Annotated in this window: 22 protein-coding genes; 14 read left to right on the top strand and 8 right to left on the bottom strand. The window is 72.4% G+C overall.

Going from position 1 to position 14,877, the window contains the following annotated elements; genetic code table 11:
- The 8 genes from AA75_RS01480 to AA75_RS01445 all read left to right on the top strand — a co-directional run.
- Positions 1 to 435: hypothetical protein (locus AA75_RS01480; RefSeq protein WP_206743428.1), on the top strand; the 435-nt coding region annotated here is incomplete at its 5' end.
- Positions 425 to 922: a hypothetical protein gene (locus AA75_RS01475; RefSeq protein ID WP_149037882.1), complete on the top strand. Its 498-nt coding sequence runs from the start codon at positions 425 to 427 to the stop codon at positions 920 to 922. The genes AA75_RS01480 and AA75_RS01475, both read left to right, overlap by 11 nt.
- Positions 922 to 1,197: a hypothetical protein gene (locus tag AA75_RS01470; RefSeq protein ID WP_033817814.1), complete on the top strand. Its 276-nt coding sequence runs from the start codon at positions 922 to 924 to the stop codon at positions 1,195 to 1,197. The genes AA75_RS01475 and AA75_RS01470 overlap by 1 nt, the downstream gene beginning before the upstream one ends.
- A 44-nt stretch (positions 1,198 to 1,241) precedes the next feature.
- Positions 1,242 to 1,454, top strand: coding sequence for a hypothetical protein (locus AA75_RS01465; protein ID WP_033817813.1), 213 nt, complete (start codon positions 1,242 to 1,244; stop codon positions 1,452 to 1,454).
- Between the two features lie 86 nt (positions 1,455 to 1,540).
- Positions 1,541 to 1,870 (top strand): hypothetical protein, encoded by a 330-nt coding sequence (locus tag AA75_RS01460; RefSeq protein WP_033817812.1) that lies wholly within the window; start codon positions 1,541 to 1,543, stop codon positions 1,868 to 1,870.
- Between the two features lie 111 nt (positions 1,871 to 1,981).
- Positions 1,982 to 2,212 carry a MarR family transcriptional regulator gene (locus AA75_RS01455; RefSeq protein ID WP_033817811.1) on the top strand — a complete coding sequence of 77 codons (231 nt, stop codon included), beginning with the start codon at positions 1,982 to 1,984 and terminating at the stop codon, positions 2,210 to 2,212.
- Positions 2,213 to 2,223: 11 nt separating this feature from the next.
- Entirely contained in the window at positions 2,224 to 2,445 is a 222-nt protein-coding gene (locus tag AA75_RS01450; RefSeq protein ID WP_233288873.1) for a hypothetical protein, read from the top strand.
- 29 nt (positions 2,446 to 2,474) lie between these two features.
- On the top strand, positions 2,475 to 2,819 hold the full coding sequence (locus AA75_RS01445; RefSeq protein ID WP_033817810.1) for an AsnC family protein: 345 nt from the start codon (positions 2,475 to 2,477) through the stop codon (positions 2,817 to 2,819).
- Between the two features lie 133 nt (positions 2,820 to 2,952).
- Here the strand turns inward: AA75_RS01445 and AA75_RS01440 are convergent, their stop codons facing one another.
- Entirely contained in the window at positions 2,953 to 3,363 is a 411-nt protein-coding gene (locus AA75_RS01440) for a hypothetical protein (RefSeq protein ID WP_033817809.1), read from the bottom strand.
- Positions 3,360 to 5,348 (bottom strand): heavy metal translocating P-type ATPase, encoded by a 1,989-nt coding sequence (locus tag AA75_RS01435; RefSeq protein WP_033817808.1) that lies wholly within the window; start codon positions 5,346 to 5,348, stop codon positions 3,360 to 3,362. The genes AA75_RS01440 and AA75_RS01435 overlap by 4 nt, the downstream gene beginning before the upstream one ends.
- Before the next feature lie 97 nt (positions 5,349 to 5,445).
- Here AA75_RS01435 and AA75_RS01430 point away from each other — a divergent pair, with 97 nt between their 5' ends.
- Complete coding sequence (locus AA75_RS01430; RefSeq protein WP_051811553.1) at positions 5,446 to 5,859, top strand: metalloregulator ArsR/SmtB family transcription factor; 414 nt, start codon at positions 5,446 to 5,448, stop codon at positions 5,857 to 5,859.
- Between the two features lie 278 nt (positions 5,860 to 6,137).
- Here the strand turns inward: AA75_RS01430 and AA75_RS01425 are convergent, their stop codons facing one another.
- Positions 6,138 to 7,517: an FAD-dependent oxidoreductase gene (locus AA75_RS01425; RefSeq protein ID WP_033817807.1), complete on the bottom strand. Its 1,380-nt coding sequence runs from the start codon at positions 7,515 to 7,517 to the stop codon at positions 6,138 to 6,140.
- 123 nt (positions 7,518 to 7,640) lie between these two features.
- Between AA75_RS01425 and AA75_RS01420 the strand changes: the two genes are divergently transcribed.
- Positions 7,641 to 7,994, top strand: coding sequence for a helix-turn-helix transcriptional regulator (locus AA75_RS01420; RefSeq protein WP_033817806.1), 354 nt, complete (start codon positions 7,641 to 7,643; stop codon positions 7,992 to 7,994).
- 20 nt (positions 7,995 to 8,014) lie between these two features.
- Positions 8,015 to 8,518, top strand: a complete 504-nt coding sequence (locus tag AA75_RS01415; protein WP_233288872.1) for a GNAT family N-acetyltransferase — start codon at positions 8,015 to 8,017, stop codon at positions 8,516 to 8,518.
- Between the two features lie 66 nt (positions 8,519 to 8,584).
- Here AA75_RS01415 and AA75_RS01410 read toward each other — a convergent pair whose 3' ends face one another.
- Positions 8,585 to 9,346 (bottom strand): MIP/aquaporin family protein, encoded by a 762-nt coding sequence (locus AA75_RS01410; protein WP_033817805.1) that lies wholly within the window; start codon positions 9,344 to 9,346, stop codon positions 8,585 to 8,587.
- Between the two features lie 53 nt (positions 9,347 to 9,399).
- Entirely contained in the window at positions 9,400 to 9,711 is a 312-nt protein-coding gene (locus AA75_RS01405; protein ID WP_033817804.1) for a helix-turn-helix transcriptional regulator, read from the bottom strand.
- Between the two features lie 120 nt (positions 9,712 to 9,831).
- On the opposite strand from AA75_RS01405, the gene AA75_RS01400 reads away from it, so the two are divergent.
- The 3 genes from AA75_RS01400 (at position 9,832) to trxB (ending at position 11,961) form a co-directional block, all read left to right on the top strand.
- Positions 9,832 to 10,476, top strand: coding sequence for a low molecular weight phosphatase family protein (locus AA75_RS01400; RefSeq protein ID WP_033817803.1), 645 nt, complete (start codon positions 9,832 to 9,834; stop codon positions 10,474 to 10,476).
- A gap of 65 nt (positions 10,477 to 10,541) precedes the next feature.
- Entirely contained in the window at positions 10,542 to 10,967 is a 426-nt protein-coding gene (locus AA75_RS01395; RefSeq protein WP_033817802.1) for an arsenate reductase ArsC, read from the top strand.
- Between the two features lie 7 nt (positions 10,968 to 10,974).
- A complete protein-coding gene (trxB, locus tag AA75_RS01390) occupies positions 10,975 to 11,961 on the top strand; it encodes a thioredoxin-disulfide reductase (protein WP_033817801.1) in 987 nt (328 codons plus the stop codon).
- A gap of 208 nt (positions 11,962 to 12,169) precedes the next feature.
- Here trxB and AA75_RS01385 read toward each other — a convergent pair whose 3' ends face one another.
- From AA75_RS01385 to AA75_RS01375, 3 genes are all read right to left on the bottom strand, one after another.
- Positions 12,170 to 12,565, bottom strand: a complete 396-nt coding sequence (locus AA75_RS01385; RefSeq protein ID WP_033817800.1) for a hypothetical protein — start codon at positions 12,563 to 12,565, stop codon at positions 12,170 to 12,172.
- Between the two features lie 94 nt (positions 12,566 to 12,659).
- A complete protein-coding gene (locus tag AA75_RS01380; protein WP_033817799.1) occupies positions 12,660 to 14,405 on the bottom strand; it encodes a mobilization protein in 1,746 nt (581 codons plus the stop codon).
- Positions 14,402 to 14,836 (bottom strand): MobC family plasmid mobilization relaxosome protein, encoded by a 435-nt coding sequence (locus tag AA75_RS01375; RefSeq protein ID WP_051811551.1) that lies wholly within the window; start codon positions 14,834 to 14,836, stop codon positions 14,402 to 14,404. Before AA75_RS01375 ends, AA75_RS01380 begins: the two co-directional genes overlap by 4 nt.
- Between the last annotated feature and the right edge of the window lie 41 nt (positions 14,837 to 14,877).

Below are 14,877 nucleotides of genomic sequence, written 5' to 3'. Positions count from 1 at the left end.
GCACCCGCCGCAGCGGCGGGCCCTTCCCCGGCCCCCTCCCGCAACTCCCGTTCCGACGAATGGAATCCGCACGTGAAGCTCACCATCGACCCAACTCGTATCCCCGGCCCGGCCATCGCCGCGCTCGGAGCGCTCAACGCCTTCTCCGTCCAACCGGGCTCCGCCGCCTTCGCCCTCAGCCTCTGCGTGACCGTCAGCGGCTTGCTGAGCGCCTTCGACGACATCCACGAGCTGGGCCTGCGCCGCGACCGGAAGGTCATCGCCCACCTCGCCAAGGTGCTGGACGGCGCCCGCGTGCGCCAGATCGGCAACGCGCTCGACCTGGCCGACCGCACGGTCGCCAGATCGCTCGACCGCCTGGCCGCTGACGGCCTCGTGGTGCTCGGAGCCGAGGGCGAATCCCTGCCGATGCGCTCCTACCGGCTTGCCGACTGAACCAACCTCGCCGGGCCGCATCGCCCGGGATGAACCGCCGACCAGCAGGGAGAGGCCCACGAGCACCCACCACGCCGACTTCCACCCGGTGGTCGTCTCCGCGACCACCGAGCACCAGGCCAGCCACGGCATCCTCGCCAGCGTTCACCTGCGGATCGTCCGCGCCGACCAAGTCTGCTCCGGAGACCTGATCGTCTCCGCCTTCGAAGCCGCGCGACCCCGACGACTCCACCGGACCGGCTACTTCGCCGCCGGCCCGTACCGGGCTTGCCCGGAGCCCTACGACCCCACCTGCGGCTGCGGCGTCTGCGGCCTCCCCGAAGTCCACGGTCCTGACGGCACCGTCGTCCTCACCACCGGCCAACCCTGGAACACCTGCGACCCGTGGCCCGCCGACGACCTCGTCCTGATCCGTCCCCGCCGCGACCTGCACGGCACGGCACTCCCCTCTCCGGAGTTGACCGCCCCACCGACCACGAGGACCTGATGGCAGCCCACCGCGCCCCGCTGACCAACCACCACGCCGACCGCAGTCTCTGCCCGCCCGAACACAAGCACACCAGCTCCGGCAAGCCGCTCCACCCCGACTGCCCCGGCCGCTCCTACTCCCAGGCCGTCTGCACCTGCGGCGACTGGGAGTTCAAGAACTCCGGCAAGGGCTACGTCAACGAATCCCGCAGACGACACCTCGCCACCCACCCCAAGCCCGCCTCGAACGGCCCGGCCGTCCTGCGCGAGCTGCTCCGCCTCGACCTCCCGTAACCGCCGCCCGCGCCCACCACCCCATCTCTGCTCGGAGACCCGCAATGCCCCAGCACTTCACCGTCGCCCACCTGATCGCCCAGCTCCAGAACCTCGACCCGACCCTCCAGGTCCGCCTCGCTGTCAACCCCGACTTCTCCTTCGCCCACTACGTCGGCGCGGACGTCGTCGTCCACAACGGCACCGCCTACATCGGAGAGGACGGCCAGGAGGGCTACCTCCCGCCCGCCGTCCGCGACCACCTCGCCTGGCCCTGAACCACACTCGCCCGAAGGAGACCCCCATCCCCACCACCCGTCGCGTCGCCCGCCCGCAGCCGCTCGACCGCTTCGCACTGCACCCGATGCCGCCCTGGGCCAGCGGAGCGCTCGTCCGCCACGTCCCCACCGCCCCCGACCAGCCGGTCGAGGCCCTCTGGCTCCCGGCCACCTCGCCCCGGCTCCCCTTCGGCCGCATCCTGCTGCGCTGGGAGAAGGCGCCCGAGGCCGGCTGGGACGTCACCGCCCGCCTCGGCCTCGCCACCGGCGACGTCCACCTCGCCACCTGGCCCGCCGCCCCCGACGACTGGCCCCGCCTGGTACGCCCCACGCTGCACGAGGTCACCGGCCTGTGCTCCGCCCTCTCCGTCGCCACCGCCGCCCTCGAACTCGCCAACCGCCTCGCCGACTCCTGAGCACCACCGCACAAGGCCGCCCCGTGCCGACCAGACCGGGGCGGCCTCGCCGTACGCCCGCCCGACCGGCGGCGCGTACGCTCGTCACCGAACCACCGAGGAAGGACACACATGGCCGACGACCAGCAGCTCTGGGGCTACGCCGAGGTCGCCGCGCACCTGGGCATCAGCGTCGGCGCCGCCCGCAACCGCAAGAACCGAGGCACACTCCCCGCCCCCGACGACACCAGCATCTCCGACCGGCCCCGCTGGAAGCCCTCCACCTTCCAGAGCTGGAAGCCGGTCGGCCAGGGCCACCGAAGCGACCTCCTCGACAACCCGGCCACCGACACCAGCAGCTGATGGAGTCCACCGTGCCCACCTCTGCGATGCCCTCGCCCCCGTTCCCCGCGCCCGACTCCGCCGTGCTCGCCCTGATCGTCGCCAACGCCGTCAACGCCGTGCACTCCGGCGAGGCCAGCATCGAGCAGGCGATCCTGCACGCAGCCGTCCACGGCTGGTACGAGGGCCACATCGAGGGCGAAGACGCCTGCCCCGGCTGCGACTTCCGGGGCCCGATCCAACCGCGCCCGTGACCGGACAAGCCACAGGAGACCACCACCCGGTGACCGATCGCCCGATCCACCGCCCCGGCCCGCTCATCGCCTGCTGCACCCTCGCTGCCCTGGGCGCCGCCGCTGCTGTCCCGGCCGCGCTGGCCGACGCCTACGCGGTGTGCGCCGTTGGACTGTTCGCCCTCGGCGGCGGCGCGCTGGCCGCCTACCGCACCGTCCGAGGCACCGAGCACCGGACCGACCACGCCGTCCTCGAGCGGCTCCGGCAGAACCCTGCCCTTGGCCCCGAGGCCCTCGCCGACCATCTCGGCCTGCGCCCGGCCGCCGTACGGCTCAGTCTTCGCCGACTGACCGTCTCCGGCCAACTCCCCCCGCCCGCAGCGCCTCCCGGCTAGGGGCACTGACCAGCAACGATGAGGACCGTCACCGATACTGGTGGCGGTCCTTTCTGCTGTCCGCTCTAAGCTACCGGCGGAGATCACTTATACCTGCGGTGTCGTATTCCCCAGTCTCCGCGATCGGTGTGAGTCAGCCGCCGATCTGCTCGCGTATACGGCGGGACGGGGCGAAGGTGTAGAGGTCGAGGATGTCGGGCGCCTCGGCGAGTCCTGGTCCGCCGGCCTTGACCCAGGCGGTGATGTCGGCTGCCGCGTCGGGATCGTTGACCAGGCCCAGCCAGACGGGTCGTCCGCCGGCCTTACGGCCTTCGGCGGATGGCTGGATGACGATCACGTTGGCCTGCTCGCATGCGTCCAGGCAGTCGGTGGGCCGCACGTTGGCGACGTCGGCCAGGGATGCGCGCAGGTCGGCGAGTTGGGCGCGGTGGTCGAGGCCGGGGACCTTGGGGGTGCCGCAGCAGCAGCCGCGGCAGACCGTGACGGTGCAGGGGGCCGCCCCCACCTTGGTGGTGGAGGCGGCCCGGCGGCTCTGCTTGCTCACTTGGTGCCTTCTGCGCCGGCCCGCTTCCACGCTGCTTCGCGCAGCAGCCGCAGGCCGTTGAGGCCGACGATCACGGTCGAGCCCTCGTGCCCGAGGACACCGAGCGGCAGCGGCAGGTGTCCGACCAGATCCCAGATGACCAGGCCGGAGATGAACACCGAGGCGATCACCAGGTTCTGCACCACGAACTTGCGGGCCCGGCGGGAGAGGGCGACCACGGTGGGGACGGTGGCGAGCTCGTCGCGGACGATGACCGCGTCCGCGGTCTCCAGTGCGAGGTCGGAGCCGGCCCGGCCCATGGCGATGCCGGTGTGGGCGGCAGCGAGGGCGGGGGCGTCGTTGACGCCGTCGCCGATCACCAGCACCTTGCGTCCGGCCTTCTCCTGCTCCTGGACGGCGGCGACCTTGTCCTGCGGCAGCAGTCCGGCACGGACGTCCGTGATACCGACCTCGCCCGCGAGGCGGGCGGCGGCGCGCGGATTGTCGCCGGTGACCAGCATCGGCGCGTTGCCGGTCAGCGCGGCCAGCGCGCCGACGGTGGCGGCGGCATCCGGCCGAAGGCGGTCAGCGATGCCCAGCACACCGGCCGGCACGCCGGCGACCTCGACGAGCACGGCGGTACGGCCGCCGTCCTCCAGCTCGCCCGCGACGGTGGCCGCGCGGGCGGAGAGCGCGTCCTCGGCGCCGTTCAGCAGCCGGGCCGGGGCGCCGACGGCGATGGCGGTGCCGTTCACGGTGGCGGTCACACCGATGCCGGGGGCGGAGGCGAAGTCCTCGGCGACCGGCAGGTCTAGGCCCCGCTCGCGGGCTGCGTCCACAACGGCGCGGGCCAGCGGGTGCTCGCTGGGGTGCTCGGCGGAGGCCGCGAGCGCCAGCAGCTCCTCCTCGGACAGGCCGGAGCCGGCCAGGGGGCGGATGTCGGTGACGCGCGGCGTGCCCTCGGTCAGGGTGCCGGTCTTGTCCAGCGCGACGGCGTCGACCTGGCCCAGGCGCTCCATGACGACGGCGGACTTCACCAGCACGCCGTGGCGTCCGGCGTTGGCGATGGCGGACAGCAGCGGGGGCATGGTGGCCAGCACGACGGCGCACGGGGAGGCGACGATCATGAAGGTCATCGCCCGCAGCAGCGAGCCGGTCACCGCAGCGCCGAAGGCCAGCGGGATCAGGAAGACGGCCAGGGTGGCGAAGACCATGCCGAGGGAGTACCGCTGCTCGACCTTCTCGATGAACAGCTGCGTGGGTGCCTTGGTCTCGGATGCCTCCTCGACCATCTTGACGATCCGGGCGATCACGGAGTCGGAGGCGTCGCGCTCGACTTTGACCCGCAGCGCGCCGGTGCCGTTCAGGGTTCCGGCGAAGACCTCGTCGCCGGCCTGCTTGGCGGCGGGCAGCGGCTCACCGGTGATGGTGGCCTGGTCGACGTCGCTGGCGCCGTCCAGGACGCGCCCGTCGGCGCCGACCCGCTCGCCGGGGCGGATCAGGATGGTGTCGCCGACAACCAGCTCGTCGGTGGCGACCGTCTCCTCGCCGCCGTCGTCCAGCAGCCGGGTGGCGGTGGTGGGGGCGAGGTCGAGCAGGCCGCGCACCGAATCCTGGGTGCGCGCGGTGGCCAGCGCCTCCAACGCGCCGGAGGTGGCGAAGATGACGATCAGCAGCGCGCCGTCCATCACCTGCCCGATCGAGGCCGCACCGATCGCGGCAACGATCATCAGCAGGTCCACGTCGAGGGTCTTCTCGCGCAACGCTTGCAGCCCGGCCCAGCCGGGTTCCCAACCGCCGGTGACGTAGGCGATGGCGTACATCGGCACCCAGGCCCAGGCCGGGGCGCCGGTCAGCTGCAAGGGCAGGGCGATGAGGAAGGCGACGGTGGCGGCGGCGGCCCAGCGGGCCTCGGCCAGCGCGAAGACGCGCGTGCGACGCTTGGGAGCGACGCTCTCGCGCGGGGCCGCGGCGGGAGCCGGGCGCTCGGTGAGGGTCGTGGACATGGCTGTGGCGTTCCTTCGCGCAGGCAGGGCGGGGCGACTCATCCACCATACAGGAACACATGAACAGCTCTTCATTCGTCATCGGTATGATGGACGCATGGGTCATGGAGCCGTCACCAACGCCGAGAACGCCGTCCCGCGGGCGCGCCTGGACGCGGCCAACGCCGCGAAGGTCGCCACGACACTTCAGGCCCTGGCCACCCCCTCCCGGCTACTGATCCTCGCCCGCCTGCGCGAAGGCCCCTGCGCAGCCACCGAGCTCGCGCACGAGGTAGGGATGGAGCAGTCCGCCTGCTCGCACCAGCTGCGACTGCTGCGTAACCTCGGGCTGGTCGTCGGCCAGCGCAACGGCCGCTCCGTCGTCTACGCGCTGTACGACAACCACGTCGCCGAACTCCTCGACCAGGCCGTGTACCACATCGACCACCTGCGCCTGGGGATGAGCGACGCCGCAGACACCGAGGACGCTCTCGGCTTCGAGGGCGGCACGGCAGCCGAAGCGGCGCACTGACTGGCGCCCCGCCCACCCGCCGTGCCATTCCTCGGTTGCAACCAATAGGTGTGGCGCCCTGAGAGCCAGCCGCCGCGCGGCCATCCCGCCCAGTTGCCCGGTGCAGACACCGCGCCGAAGTTGGCGTGCTTGAACTCGAGCTCATTGGCCGCGCTAGAAGAACCCCAGGTTGAGGCCATTCATGCACGGCGCCGCATGCGATGCCGCTCGCTATACCGGCGGCGAGCGGTCGTTCCTTCGGTGCCGTATTCCTCGGAGCCGCGCCCGAGCGTGGGTTGTCAGCAGCAGCCGCCGGCAGGAGCGTCCTCGGCGGGGGCGCCGATGCTGATGGCCACCGGGACGGGCGCGGCGGCGGGGGCCGTGCAGCAGCCGCCACCTGCGTCCTGCTGGGCGTCGGGCTGGTCGAAGAGGCCGGCCCCGCCGCAGACGCCGGTTTCGGGGAGGGTGAGTTCGACGCGGGTGGCGGCCTCGTGGTCGCCGGCGAGGTGGGCGGTGATGGAGCGGACCTGCTCGTAGCCGGTCATGGCGAGGAAGGTCGGGGCGCGGCCGTAGGACTTCATGCCGACCAGGTGGACGCCCTGCTCGGGGTGGGAGAGCTCGTTCACGCCGTGCGGGTAGACGGTGCCGCAGGAGTGCTGGTTGGGGTCGATCAGCGGGGCCAGCTCGGTCGGGGCCTGGAGACGCTCGTCCAGGCCGAGCCGCAGTTCGCCGAGGAAAGACAGGTCGGGGCGCAGGCCCGTCAGGACGATGACCTCGTCCAGGTCCTCGGCGCGGTGGCCGTCCTCGGAGACGAGGGCGAGCTTGTCACCGGTTTGCTCGACGGCCGTGGTGCGGAAGCCGGTGAGGGCGCTCGCGTGGCCGTTCTCGACGGCGGCCTTCGCGGCGAGGCCGAGGGCGCCGCGGGCGGGGAGCTGGTCGGCGCTGCCGCCACCGAAGGTGGAGCCGGTGATGCCACGTCGCAGGACCCACACCGAGTGGGTGCCGTTCTCCTGCTTGGCGAGGTCGGCGAGCACGGCGAGGGCGGTGAAGGCGGAAGCGCCGGAGCCGACGACTGCGGTGCGCTTGCCCGCGTACCGGGCGCGGACCTGGGGGTCCTTCAAGTCCGGGATGCGGTAGGAGATGCGGGCGTTGTGGGTCTTCTCGCCGAGGGCGGGCAGACCGTCGGCGCCCAGCGGGCTGGGGGTGGACCAAGTGCCGGAAGCGTCGATCACGGCGGCGGCGGTGATCCGCTCCTCGCGGCCATCCGCGTGGGTGACGTGGACCGTGAACGGCTGGTCCCCGCGGCCGGAGTCCACGACGCGGTCGCGTCCGGCGCGGGCGACGCCGGTCACCCGGGTGTTGTAGCGGACGGTGTCGCCGAGGGCGTCGGCGAGCGGCTGGAGGTACAGCTCGGCCCAGTCCGCGCCGGTCGGGTAGGTGGTGGGGTCGGGGCGGGTCCAGCCGGTGGGGGCGAGGATCTTCTCCGCGGCGGGGTCCACGAGTTCGGCCCACGTGGAGAACAGCCGCACGTGGCCCCACTCGCGCACCGCGCTGGCGGCGGCCGGGCCCGCTTCGAGGACCAGCGGGGTCAGGCCGCGCTCGGTGAGGTGGGCGGCGGCGGCCAGGCCGATCGGGCCGGCGCCGATGACGAGGACGGGCAGGTCGGAGCCTTCGGACATGGCGGTGGTCCCCTTCGAGGTCGAGCAGGTACGGCCCCGGCCGCCCCGCCTGATTCGACAAACGTCGATGTGTTGACGATCTCGACCTTGCCACTCCGATTCGATGGATGTCAACATAGACACATGTCGAATCTGGAGCCGACCGTCCTGGAGCCCGAAGTCGCACCGTGCTGCCCGCCGATCACCTCGGCCGAGCTGTCCGTGGAGGACTCGGTGCGGATGGCCGCGATGTTCAAGGCCCTGTCCGACCCGGTCCGGCTGCGGCTCTTCTCGAAGATCGCCTCTCACCCAGGCGGCGAGGCGTGCGTGTGCGACATCCAGGACGTCGGGGTGTCCCAGCCGACCGTCTCCCACCACTTGAAGAAGCTCCGCGAGGCCGGGCTGCTGACCAGCGAGCGCCGGGGCACGTGGGTGTACTACCAGGTAGCGCCGTCGGTGGTGGCCGGCATGGCCGCCCTGCTCGACCTCAACCGCTGACCGGACCCGAGGAGCCCTTGTTGCCACACGCTGTCACCGCCCTCGCCCCGATGGGGCCCGAGCACGCTGAGCAGGTCCTGGCGATCTACCGGGCGGGCATCGAGGAGGGCAATGCCACCTTCGAGACTTCCGCCCCCGCCTGGGATGCGTTCGACGTCGCCCGTCTGCCCGACCACCGGCACGTCGCGCTCGGCCTGGGCGGCGAGGTGCTGGGCTGGGCCGCGGTGAGCGCGGTCTCCGCCCGGCCCGCGTACGCCGGGGTCGTCGAGCACTCCGTCTATGTGCACCCCGAGGCGCGCGGCCGGGGAGTGGCCGGCGCGCTGCTTGAGGCGCTGATCGCCTCGACCGAGGCGGCCGGGATCTGGACCATCCAGTCCGGGGTGCTCCCGGAGAACGTCGCCAGCCTTGCCCTGCACGCCCGCGCCGGGTTCCGGGTGATCGGCACCCGCGAGCGGGTCGCCCGCCACCACGGCATCTGGCGCGATGTGGTGCTGATCGAGCGACGAAGCCCCGCCGTCACCTGAGCCACTCTGGTGCATGTGCCGACGGCCCCGCCCCAGCAGGGGCGGGGCCGTCATGGCAGTGGGCGGCTACTTGGCGGCGGCGGCCCGGCGGCGCTGGTCGAAGATCAGCGCGACCAGGAGCAGGCCCAGCACGCCGCCGACCAGCTGCATGCCGATGAAGCCGGGCAGCGAGGCCGGGGCGATGCCCGCGAACGTGTCGGTGAACGCGCGCCCGATCGTCACGGCCGGGTTGGCGAAGGAGGTGGAGGAGGTGAACCAGTACGCGGCGCCGATGTAGGAAGCGACCGCGACGGGAGCGAACCGCAGGTGGCCCGTCTTCGCCAGGCCGAAGATCAGCAGGACGAGACCGGCGGTGGCGACGACCTCGCCGATCAGCAGGTGCCCGGCCGAGCGGTCGTGGGTGGACCACTTCACCAGCGCCTTGCCGAACATGGCGTCGGCGAGAATCGCTCCGCCGATCGCGCCGACGATCTGCGCGGGGATGTACGCGGCGACCTCGCGGGGGCTGAGGCCCTTGGGGTCCTTGCGGCCGGTCCACCACTCGGCCAGCGTGACGACCGGGTTGAATTGGGCGCCCGAGATGGGGCCGAGCAGCAGGATCAGCACGCCGAGGCCGAAGACGGTGGCCAGCGAGTTGGCCAGCAGCTGCACGCCGACGTCCTTGCTGAGCTCGGTGGCCTGGATGCCGGAGCCGACCACGACCGCGACCAGGGCGGCAGTGCCGACAAGCTCGGCGGCCACCCGGTTCAGCAACGGGACCGCCGGCGGCTCAGTGGCCAGCGGCTCCGCCTCGATGGTCTCGGGTCTGGCTTCGTCTATGGCGCTCATCAGGGCACTCCTGTGCAGGGGCGGGTGGGCCGCCGGGATCGGGCTGGGATGGTTCAGCAGGACCGCTTGCGGCCTTCCGCGGCGGCTTCGCGGGCGGTGGCGGCCAGCCCGGCGAACTCTCCGGCCACGGCCTCCAAGGCGTCGGCGCGGAGCTTGTAGTACGTGAAGCGCCCGCAGGGCTCGGTGTCGACCAGCCCGGCGTCGCGCAGGATCTTCAGATGATTCGACAGGTTCGTCTGCCGGGCGCCGGTCTCCTCGACCAGATGCGTCGTGCACAGCGCCTCCTTGGCGAGGAGCGCGACGATCTGCATCCGCAGCGGGTCGGCCAGAGCCTTCAATACGTCACTGTCGACTGATGTCACCATGGGCTGATACGTTACCCGTGTCGGGCCCGCGAAGCGAGCCCCCTTCCTCCCGGCCGCCACCGGGGACACCTGCGCGTCTCACGCACCACGACCCGCTGCCCCGAAGGACTGGACACCCAGATGACCAACTTTCCGCCACCAGCACCGGACTCCAGACTTTCGGCGGGCGCCGCCCGCCTGGCCCTGCGCTACGACGGCACCTTCGCCCCCGAGACCGTCCAGCACCTGCTCGCCGACTCCTACCGGCTCCTCGCCGAGGGCGCCACGGTCCGCACCCACCTGATCGTGCTGGCCGAGCGCCTGGCGAACGAGCGCCTGGACGCCCTCGCCCACTCCTCCCGCCCGGCGGCCGACGCGGCACCGCGCGTGCTGTTCGTCTGCACCGGCAACGCGGGCCGCTCCCAGCTCGCCGCCGCGATCCTCACCCACCTCGCGCAGGGTGCCGTCCAGGTCTCCTCGGCTGGCACCCGGCCCACCGCCGAGCTGGACATCCATGTGGCGGAGGTCTTGGCGGAGGCCGGAGTGCCGCTGCCCGAGGACGTGTTCCCCAAGCCGCTGACCGAGGAGGTCGTGGCCGCCGCCGACGTGGTGGTCACCATGGGCTGCGGTGACGCCTGCCCCCTCCCCGCGGGCCGCCGCTACATGGACTGGACAGTCCCCGACCCGGACGGCGCCCCGATCGAGCGCGTGCGCGCCATCCGCGACCAGATCGGCTCCCGCGTCCAGGCCCTCCTGTCCGAACTCGCCCCCACCCAGGCGAAGTAGACCCATCCCGCGTCCGGCCCACACCCGGGCGCGGCTGTCCGCACCAACCGAAGGAACCGCCCACCATGACCACCGCGCCGACCGCTTCCGTGCTGTTCGTCTGCATCCACAACGCCGGCCGCTCGCAGATGGCCGCAGGCTTCCTGCGTCACCTCGCCGGTGACCGGATCGAGGTCCGCTCCGCCGGCTCGATCCCCGGTGACCAGATCAACCCCTCCGCCGTCGCCGCGATGGCCGAACTCGGCATCGACATCTCCGACCAGAAGCCGAAGGTGCTCACCACCGAGGCCGTCCAGGCGTCCGACTACGTGATCACGATGGGCTGCGGCGACGCCTGCCCGTACTTCCCCGGCAAGAAGTACCTCGACTGGAAGCTGGACGACCCGGCCGGCCAGGGCGTCGAGGCCGTCCGCCCCATCCGCGACGAGATCAAGGGCCTCATCGAGGGCCTGATCGCCGAGATCGACGCCAAGCAGCACACGGAGAGCTGACATCTTCATGACCGAGACCGCCCAGACCGGCGCCGAGGTGCGCGAGGTCATCATCATCGGCTCAGGCCCCGCCGGCTACACGGCCGCGCTCTACACCGCCCGAGCCTCCCTCAAGCCGCTGGTCTTCGAGGGCGCCGTCACCGCCGGCGGCGCCCTGATGAACACCACCGAGGTCGAGAACTTCCCCGGCTTCCGGGACGGCATCATGGGCCCCGAGCTGATGGACAACATGCGGGCCCAGGCCGAGCGCTTCGGCGCCGAGCTGGTGCCGGACGACATCGTCGCCGTCGACCTAACCGGTGACGTCAAGACCGTCACCGACTCCGAGGGCACCGTGCACCGGGCTCGCGCGGTGATCGTCACCACCGGCTCGCAGCACCGCAAGCTGGGCTTGCCCCGCGAGGATGTGCTCTCCGGCCGCGGCATCTCCTGGTGCGCGACCTGTGACGGCTTCTTCTTCCGCGACCAGGACATCGCCGTGGTCGGCGGCGGCGACACTGCGCTGGAGGAGGCGACCTTCCTGTCCCGCTTCGCCAAGAGCGTCACCGTGATCCACCGCCGCAGCGAGCTGCGTGCCTCCAAGGCGATGCAGGAGCGCGCCTTCGCCGACCCGAAGATCGGCTTCGCCTGGGACAGCGCGGTCGAGGCCATCCACGGCGACCCGAAGCTGACCCACGTGACGCTGCGAGACACCACCACCGGCGAGCTGCGCGAGCTGCCGGTCACCGGCCTGTTCATCGCGATCGGTCACGACCCGCGCACCGAGCTCTTCAAGGGCCAGCTCGACCTGGACGCCGAGGGCTACCTCAAGGTCGAGGCCCCCTCCACCCGCACCAACATCCCGGGTGTCTTCGGCGCCGGTGACGTGGTCGACCACACCTACCGCCAGGCGATCACCGCTTCCGGCACCGGCTGCTCCGCCGCACTGGACGCCGAGCGCTACCTCGCCTCGCTGGCCGACCTCGAGAACCAGACTGCCGCCGTCGCAATCTGACCCCACATAGCAAGGCGGGCCCGACTCCATCCGGAGCCGGGCCCGCACCACTCTCTGTTGCATCCAACGCAACATCGTTGCATCGGCTGCGTGTGGGCCTGCTAAGCACGCCGACGCCGGGACCTGCGGCAGCCGATCACCGGTAAAGCCGCAGCTCAGCAGCATCCTCGGCACCTGCCGAATGTTGCGCCCGATGCAATACCGCTCGTTAGTCGAGGTAGATGCCGGCGAAGATGCCGTCGAAGCCCAGGGCCACCCGCCCGGCACCGGTCGACGGGTGGCGGGTCCAGGTCGGGTCGGCGATCAGGGCGTCGAAGTCCTTGCGCGTGATCTCCGGCTCCAGCCAGTCGTTGCCGCAGCGGCAGCACACCCACACGTCGCGGCCCTGGTTGAGCAGCAGCCAGTCCCTGCGGGCCCGGCAGGCGGAGCACGTCACCGGTATACCGCGCAGGGCCAGTTCGGCCGGGTGCAGGATGCCCCGGACAGCTTCCGGGCCGCTGGGGGTCTGGGTCTCGTACGCCAGCTGCCGGAGCGGGTCGGCGCCGACCGGGACCGGGGTGGCGATCGGGGTCGGAGCGGTGGTGGTGTGCTCGGTTCTGGTCACGTGCTCTCCGTTCGCGGTGCTCGGGTACTTGCGTAACACCCGGTGGAACCGGGTGTCGAGGGGTTTCGGGACGGCTGCCCGCAGGGTTGCCGGGTCAGCGGCGTGGTGCCGGGCGGCGCGGGTCGGTCACGGGCTGGGCCGGTGCCGGCTGGGTGGTGCGCGCCTGGGACGGAGCGGTCCGGGCCCGGGTGCCGGCGGTCGTACGAGTGTGGGGGCGTTCGGGGTTGGCGGGCAGGTCGGCGAGGCGGCGGATGCGCCAGACGAGGACGTCTGTGGTGTTGCGGGCGGTTTCCAGCTCCCGGCGATCGACGGCCTTCTCCAGGAGGGCCTTGGGGTCGTGGCCGGCCTTCTCGGCTTCTGCGAGGACGGCGGCCAGGGCGTCGTGCTCGCGGGCCGGGCCCTGCTGGGTGCCGGCACTGCCGAGGACGGTTCGGATGGTGGTGTCGTGGCGGCGGCGCTCGCCTTCCGGGAGGGCGCGGCCGACCTCACGCATGGTGCGCATGGGGGTGGCTGCGGCCTGCTGGTAGGCGGTGCGCAGGTGCTGGGCGGCCTGGCGGGAGGCGGCGGCCTGCTGGGCGTGGCCCCTCGCGGAGTGCCAGCGGGCTGCGGCCAGAGCGACCAGGACGAGCGTGGACAAGACCATAGCGGTGGTGCCGCCGTCCTCTCCACGTCCGAGCGCACTGCCGGCGTGGACTATTCCGCGGGCGGCCGAGCGCAGGGCGCGGATGTCGGCGTTCTCGGCGCGGACGTGGCTGCGGGTGGCGCGTTCGAAGGCGCGGGCGGCGTATCGCAGTTCGGTGCGGGTGGCGGCCGGGGAGGTCTGGGCGAGGGCGTCGAGGAGTTCACCGGCGCCGACGAGGTGGGCGGCGGCTTCGTCGTCGTCCTGGTCGAGGACCGCGGCGGCGCGCTCGGCGGTGCCGGCAGCTTCTCGGCGGCGGCGCGCGGGAGTGGAACGGCCGGAGTGGGTCGGGCGGTTGTCCGTCTCCGGGGTGGCGGTGGCGGGCGCGGTGTCCAGGCGGCGGCGGATGCGCGGGAGGGAGAGGTCGGGGGCCAGGGTGCTGCCGGGGAACCAGATCGGCTCGCCGTCGCGGTTACGGTCGCCGGGCAGGGCGACGCTGTAGCCGAGGACGTCGCCGGAGGGGGCGTTGCGCAGCTTCACGCGAAGGCCGGCCTCGCGCAGCCGGGTGAAGAACTCCTCCTCTCCGGCGGCTCCCGCGACGGCCTGGCGGACGGCTTCGCGCAGGCTCTCGCGCGGGGTCTCGGTGCGGCCGGTGCGCTCGGCCTTCCACTGTTCCTGGCTGGTCGGGTTCTTCGCGGCGGTGCCGTCGCCCGGGTTGAGCTGTCGCAGGCCGTACTCCTTCTCTATGAGGCGGGCTTCGGCCTGGGCCTTGCGCTTGTCGAAGCTCAGGGCAGCCAGGCGGCCGTCCTGGCGGACCAGCGTGGCGGCGATGTGGATGTGGTCCTCGGCGTGGCGCACGGCGACCCAGCGGCAGGCGGCGGTGTCTCCCTCGGGCGCGATGCCGGTGGCGTGGACGATGCGGCGGGCGATGGCGGCCCACTCGGCGTCATCGAGGTGGCGGTCACCGGGTGCGGTACGCAGTGAGCAGTGCCAGATCTTGTTGGCCGGTGCCAGCTTGCCGAGGGCCTTGACCGGCTGGTCGAGCTGGTTGGCGAGCTTGGCGACCTGGTGCCGCTCCGGGTTGGGGCCCGGGTCCGGCGCGAAGTTGTTCCAGGAGGCGACGAGGTGCTGGTTGGTGTGCTCCTCGTGCTTGCCGGGTCCGAAGAGGTAGTCCACGAGGGGGAAGGAGCGGTCGGTGCCGGTGCGGATCTTGGGGATCACCGGCGGACCAGCCAGTCGACGGCCTCGTCGACCGCGTCGATGGAGGCTTCGACGCGGGCCAGGAGCTGCCGCAGCTCGGCGCCCGGCTGGCCGCCGGCGTTCACGAAGTGGGCCAGCTGGTTGAGGTTGTTGCCCACGGCGCCGAGCTGGCGGTTGGACTCCATGAGTTCCTGGATGCCGCGCCGGTAGTCGGCGACCGCGGCGCTGGGGTCGGTGCTGGCGGCGGCGGCCACGGCGGCGGCAGCGGTGTAGCCGCCGGGGGCGAGTTCGGCTCGGGCGGCGGCGCGCTGGAGGAGTGACCACTCGGCGTCGCTGAATCGCGGGCAGATGCGGTTGGTACGCGGCACGCTCTGGCGCAGGCGGCGGCGCGGCGCGACGCGGACGGCTTCGGCGGTCGGCGGGGTCTGCTGCTTCTCCCCCTTCGTCGGCACCCCTGGGCCGACTCCCCGGTTGGCGGCAGGCCCCCCTGGGT

It is taken from the genome of Kitasatospora sp. MBT63 (assembly GCF_000710465.2).
In the GTDB taxonomy this organism is placed as follows: Bacteria; Actinomycetota; Actinomycetes; order Streptomycetales; family Streptomycetaceae; genus Kitasatospora.
Note: the sequence above shows the minus strand (reverse complement) of the source record. Positions and strands in the feature narration are given on the sequence as shown.